This is a genomic window from Pararhodospirillum oryzae, from assembly GCF_007992075.1.
GTDB lineage: Bacteria > Pseudomonadota > Alphaproteobacteria > Rhodospirillales > Rhodospirillaceae > Pararhodospirillum > Pararhodospirillum oryzae.
Window position 1 is genome coordinate 1 of sequence record NZ_BJZO01000140.1, and the last position, 5,271, is coordinate 5,271.

Annotated in this window: 4 protein-coding genes; 3 read left to right on the plus strand and 1 reads right to left on the minus strand. The window is 65.8% G+C overall.

Going from position 1 to position 5,271, the window contains the following annotated elements:
• Window positions 1–48 precede the first annotated feature (48 nt).
• Entirely contained in the window at window positions 49–894 is an 846-nt protein-coding gene (locus tag ROR02_RS15845; protein ID WP_147165018.1) for a helix-turn-helix domain-containing protein, read from the minus strand.
• A gap of 209 nt (window positions 895–1,103) precedes the next feature.
• Between ROR02_RS15845 and ROR02_RS15850 the strand changes: the two genes are divergently transcribed.
• The 3 genes from ROR02_RS15850 to ROR02_RS15860 are packed head-to-tail and all read left to right on the plus strand — an operon-like array spanning window position 1,104 to window position 5,165.
• Window positions 1,104–3,248, plus strand: a complete 2,145-nt coding sequence (locus ROR02_RS15850) for a TonB-dependent receptor (RefSeq protein ID WP_147165019.1) — start codon at window positions 1,104–1,106, stop codon at window positions 3,246–3,248.
• 4 nt (window positions 3,249–3,252) lie between these two features.
• A complete protein-coding gene (locus ROR02_RS15855; RefSeq protein ID WP_147165020.1) occupies window positions 3,253–4,521 on the plus strand; it encodes an MFS transporter in 1,269 nt (422 codons plus the stop codon).
• Window positions 4,518–5,165, plus strand: a complete 648-nt coding sequence (locus tag ROR02_RS15860; protein WP_147165021.1) for a class I SAM-dependent methyltransferase — start codon at window positions 4,518–4,520, stop codon at window positions 5,163–5,165. The genes ROR02_RS15855 and ROR02_RS15860 overlap by 4 nt, the downstream gene beginning before the upstream one ends.
• Window positions 5,166–5,271 lie beyond the last annotated feature (106 nt).

A 5,271-nucleotide genomic window follows, 5' to 3' on the forward strand; every position in this document is an offset into this window, starting at 1 on the left:
TCGCATTTTCGAACCGCCGAAGCGGGGTCCATTTCGGCTGAAAATACTTTAGCGAGACCGGCGCGCCTGGGATGGCTTGATCCCGAAGTGGCGATGAAACGCGGTTGAAAGCGTGGCCGGATGGTATCCGGCCGCGTAGGCGGCTTCGGAAACCGTCATCGTGCCGCTTTCGATCAGCTCCCTTGCGTATGTCAGCCGGGCGTTTTTGATGAACGCGTAGACCGGCATCCCGAAGACGCGATCGAAACCGCGCGTCAGCTTGGTGGCGTTCAAGCCCACCGCGCGCGCCAGATCGGGAACCGAGGGCGTTTCCTTGAGATTGCTCAAGATAAGATCCCGGGCCTGCATCACGCGGGCGTGATCGCGGGGGGTGAGGCACGACGCGCTGCGCACGGCGCTGGTGGAGGGTTCCTCCCCGGCGCGGCCCTCGATCACCGCCGCCAGGAATTCCAGCGCCTTGGCCGCCAGATAAAGGCGCTGGCCCGCGCCTTGCCCCGAAAGACCCAGCATCTGCCAGGCCAGGGCGCTCACGGCGGGCCTGGTCGTGCGCTGCAAGGCGTCTGGCAGCAGGCGGGCGGGGCACAAGGCGGCGGCGCCGTCTTCCCCCAGCAGGTCGGCAAGCCCGCCTTCGGTGACCCGGACGAAAACCGCCGACAGCGGGCCCGGCTGGCATGAGTGATGGAAGAATTCAAGCGGCCGGACCGTTTGAAACGTAGCGAGCGAATCCGGCCCCGTGGTGGTTTCGCCCAGGCCTTCCACGCCACACACCATGGTACCGCGCATCTGAAGGCCCGACCACACCCCGGGCTGGACAAGCGTGGTCCAGGACTGGCGGCTGGCGAGACACTCATCCGCCAGGACAATATCCAGGCCGAAAACCGAAAGAACTTCCACGACGTGTCTCCCCTCCCCGTGTCCGCCGGGATGGCCCCATCATATTGATAGTGCCTATCACTCGCAAACCATTCCCTCTTCTCCCGCGCACGAATCACAAAGGGAAAAACCGGATCCCTGAAGTCCGGGCGGTTGCAGGCGCCCGAAGGCTTCGGAAATGATGCCTCACCCATACGAATGCGAGTCATGCGCAAAATGCGAGGAACGGAATGCCCCTCAAACGCCCCCCTCAAAAAACAGGCGTTCTTGCGACCTGGACCTACGTCGCGCTGACCGGCGCGGTCGCGGCGCAAGAAACCGAGTCCACCCCACCGGCGCGCGCCCTTGTCCTTTCCCCGATCGAGGTCACGGCCCAGCACCGCAACGAGGATGCCCACGACGTTCCCATCAGCATGGTGGTGATCGACGGCGCCGAGGTTGAGGACAAAGGGCTGGAGGATCTCTCCGACGCCCTCAACGGCGTGCCCAACGTCTTGTTGCGCAGCGATACCGGGATGCTTGGTTTTTCAACCATCACCATTCGCGGCGTGGGCAATCAAGGGGGCGGCATGGCCGGCGGTGATCAGGCCATAGGCATGTACCTGGACGACGTTTACGTGGGGGCTCAGGCGGGGATGAACCCGCCGCTGTACGACATGGAGCGCATCGAGGTGTTGCGCGGTCCCCAGGGCACCTTGTACGGACGCAACACCATGGGCGGCGCGATCAACCTGCTGACCGCCAGCCCCACCCCGGAAACGGCGTTGTCCGGCGAAGCCAGCTATGGCTCCTTCGAGGCCTATAGCCTTTCCGGCATGGCCAACGGCCTGATCGCGCGAGGGGAAGACACCACCCTTTCCGCCCGCCTGAGTGCCCAGCAGGCCGGCCGGGGGCCAACGGTGGACAACAGCGTGGACGACGACCTGGGCGATTACGAAAGCACCAGCGTTCGCGCCCAAACCAGGCTGACCTCGTCGATTCTCGATGCCGTGCTGCGGGCGGATTACACCGAGCAGGATGGAACCGTTTTCGCCTATTCCGACTTCGCCACCGCCCCCAACCGGCATGCCGCGATCGACGAGCCCTTTTCCTACGACACCCAGAATTTTGGCGTCTCGCTCAATGGCAAGGCCTCCCTGGGGGATTTGACCTTGCACTCCATTTCGGCCTGGCGCGGCACCCATGTTCTGTACGAAGGCGGAGACTGGAACGCCATCACCTCGTTGCGGCAAGGATCGGAATGGACCCAGCGCCAGTTTTCCCAGGAATTCCGGCTGGCCTCGCCCGACGACACCCGGCTGCGCTGGACGACCGGTCTGTTCTTTCTCCACAACCATGAAGTCGAGCGTAACTATTATGGTCACCGCGCGGGCACGGCGGCGCTTTGGGGTGTTTATGCCAATGGCGAAAAGGAAGAATCCCGCTCGCACACCACGACCAACAGCCAGGCGGTGTTCGCCGATGGCACCTACGGCGTCACCCGCTGGTTCGACGTGACCGTGGGCGGGCGCCTGACCCATGACGTCAAGGATACCCACTACACCCATTTTTCACAAATCGGCATGGCACCGGCGCAAACCCTCGATGACACGATCGAGGGATTTGATTTCTCGCCGAAATTCACGCTCACCCTCAAGGCGACCGACGACGTTCACTTTTATGGATCGGTCAGTCGCGGCTACAAGAGCGGCGGCTTCAACCGTCAGTTCGCGCCCACGACCAAGCTGGATTTCGATCCCGAGCACACCTGGACCTATGAAGTCGGCACCAAGAGCCGATTCCTGGAGGACCGGGTGCAGGTCAACGCGGCGTTCTTCTTCACGGACTGGTACGACCAGCAGGTCACGACGTGGAAGGGGACCTACAACGACATTTCCAATGTTCCGCATTCCCAAAGCTATGGGACGGAACTCGATGTCGCGGCCCGGGTCACCAGGGCCCTGACGCTCGGGGGATCGTTCGCATGGAACGAGGCAACGTTCCTTGATTTTCCCAACCCGACGGCCACGGTTGCCTCGGGCAATGGCTTTCGCCAGCCCAACGCGCCCCGCTTTACCTACAGCCTCAACGCGGAATATGTCTCCCCGGTCAGGGAATTACTGCCGGTCGACTCCGGCCTGGATGTCATGGCCCGGGCCGACTACAGCCACCGCAGCACCTATTATTACGACGCGACCAATCAGCTGAAGGAACCAGGGTACGGCCTTCTCAACCTGCGCGCCGGTCTTCTTGGCGACGGATGGCAGGTTGAGGGGTTTGTCAAGAATGTGACCGACGAAGGCTACCGGGTCCAGGCCATCCAATACTTCGGGCGGGATCTGGCGATCGCGGGAGACCCGCGAACCTTTGGCCTGCGGCTCAAGCTGGAGCTGTAGGACGATGGTCGGCACGCGTTCTTCTCCGGATCGCACGATCCTGATCGTCGTGGGCGCCTTGTACGCGGCGCAAGGCGTGTCCTTTGGCCTGGTGACGGAAGCCTTGCCCACCTTGCTGCGCGCCGGCGGCATGTCCCTTGAAACGGTGGCCCTGGTGCCGCTCACGATGCTGCCCTGGATGATCAAGTTTCTGTGGGCGCCCCTGGTCGACAACCGGGGGGGCTCGCGGTGGGGCCGCCGGCGCGGCTGGATCTTGCCCACCCAGGCCGTGCTGGTGGCCGCGCTCCTGGGCGTGGCCGTCCTGCCCTTCGACGGCACCGGGGCGCCGCTCCTTCTTGGCCTCCTGCTCCTTGGCTGCCTGGCCGCGTGCACCCAGGACATTGCCACCGATGGCCTGGCCGCCGAGCGTCTGGGGCGCCCGAAAATGGCCCTGGCCAACACCCTTCAGGTGGGGGGGATGATGGCCGGGGTGCTGGTCGGCGGGGCCGGCATGATGATTCTGTCCGATGTCCTGGGCGCCTCCGTCGCCCTCATGGTCATGGCGGGCGGGATCGCGCTCACGATGCTGCCTGTTTTATCCTGGCGCGAACCGCCTCCCGACCCGGCGGTCTCTCGCCCCACCGCCCGGCTGCGAACCTTTTTTCGCTCCCGGTCCGGCTGGGCCCTGGGCGCGATCGCGCTTTTGTTCGCGAACGGGCACGCCGCCAGCGGCGCGCTTTCCCGCCTGCTTCTCGTGGATCACGACTGGCCGCTGGCTCGCATCGGCGCCGTGGTCGGCACCGGCAACAGCCTCGCCGTCATTCTGGGCACCGTCCTGGCCGGCCCGCTCCTGCGCCGGACGGGCGCGGTTGGCGCCAGCCTGGGAGGGGTACTTTTGACGATGACCGGGCCCGCCTTGTGGCTGGCCGGTCTCCTTGCCTTCCCCGACCTGCCCACCGGGCTCGTGATCCTGGCCACCTTGGGGGGGGGCGTCGGCCAGGGGGTGGCGTCGGTCGCCGTCTTCACCCTGGCCTTTCGCTTCGCCCACGACGGCGCCCAGGCCGGCACCGACATGACCATGGTCCAGTGCCTGCACGGCCTCGGGGGCATGGGGATGACCAGCCTGGCCACCGCCCTGGTGGCCCAAGGCGGCTACGCCTGGGGCTTTGCCGTGGCCCTGGCCGCCGCCGGCCTGACCCTTGCCGTGGTGATCGCCACCCGCCGCGTTTGCGAACCCGAACGGTTTCGCGCCAACGCCGCCCGCCTCCCCCTGAAACAAGGAAGCTGCCCATGACTCCCGCCCGCAAGCCTGTCGTTGAACGGCTGGTGGATACCCTGGCCCGCCGCCCGTCCGGCGCGGTTGGAAAGTTCCTGTATGCCCATCCGGCCGGACATCAGGCGGGATTTCGCAAGGCCCTGGCGGCAAGCCCCCTGGACCCGGGTGCCCGCGTGCTGGATGTGGGCTGCGGCGGCGGGGTGTTCCTGGAGCAGGCCCTGGCGTCTGGCTGTCGGGCGGTGGGGTTTGATCACAGCCCGGACATGATCGGGGAAACCAGGCGCCGCAACGCCGCCGCCCTCGACCAGGGGCGCCTCGCGGTGGTGGAAGGCGACGCGGCCGCCCTTCCCTTCCCCGAGTGCTCCTTCACCCACGTATTTTGCCTGCACGCGTTCTTTTTCTTCCCGCGCCCGGCCGAGGCCATCGCCGAAATGGCGCGGGTGCTGGAGCCGCACGGGGTGCTGACCCTGGTCACCACCCACCCCTCGCTTTCCCCCTGGCTGCGGGGCGTGTTCGCGCCGATGATTCAGCGCATGCGCCTGGACACGGCCGAAACCCTGTCGGCCTGGGCCACGAACGCGGGCCTGCGCGTCGAACACAGTGCCCTGGGGAAGGATGCCAGCGTGTTGTTCGTGGCCCGCAAACCCGGGCCTTCCTCCTGATCCCGGGCGAGCGTGAACGCGCTTCCCGCCAACGCCGGCCTTCCGGGGCCGGCGTTCTTGCTTGCCTGGCCTCTTGTGCCAGGAGGAAAAGACACACTCATACCAA

Bases quoted from the DNA above. Each gene is read 5' to 3' on its own strand.
- ROR02_RS15850 (WP_147165019.1), top strand. From the start codon at position 1,104: ATGCCCCTCAAACGCCCCCCTCAAAAAACAGGCGTTCTTGCGACCTGG.
- ROR02_RS15855 (WP_147165020.1), top strand. From the start codon at position 3,253: ATGGTCGGCACGCGTTCTTCTCCGGATCGCACGATCCTGATCGTCGTG.
- ROR02_RS15860 (WP_147165021.1), top strand. From the start codon at position 4,518: ATGACTCCCGCCCGCAAGCCTGTCGTTGAACGGCTGGTGGATACCCTG.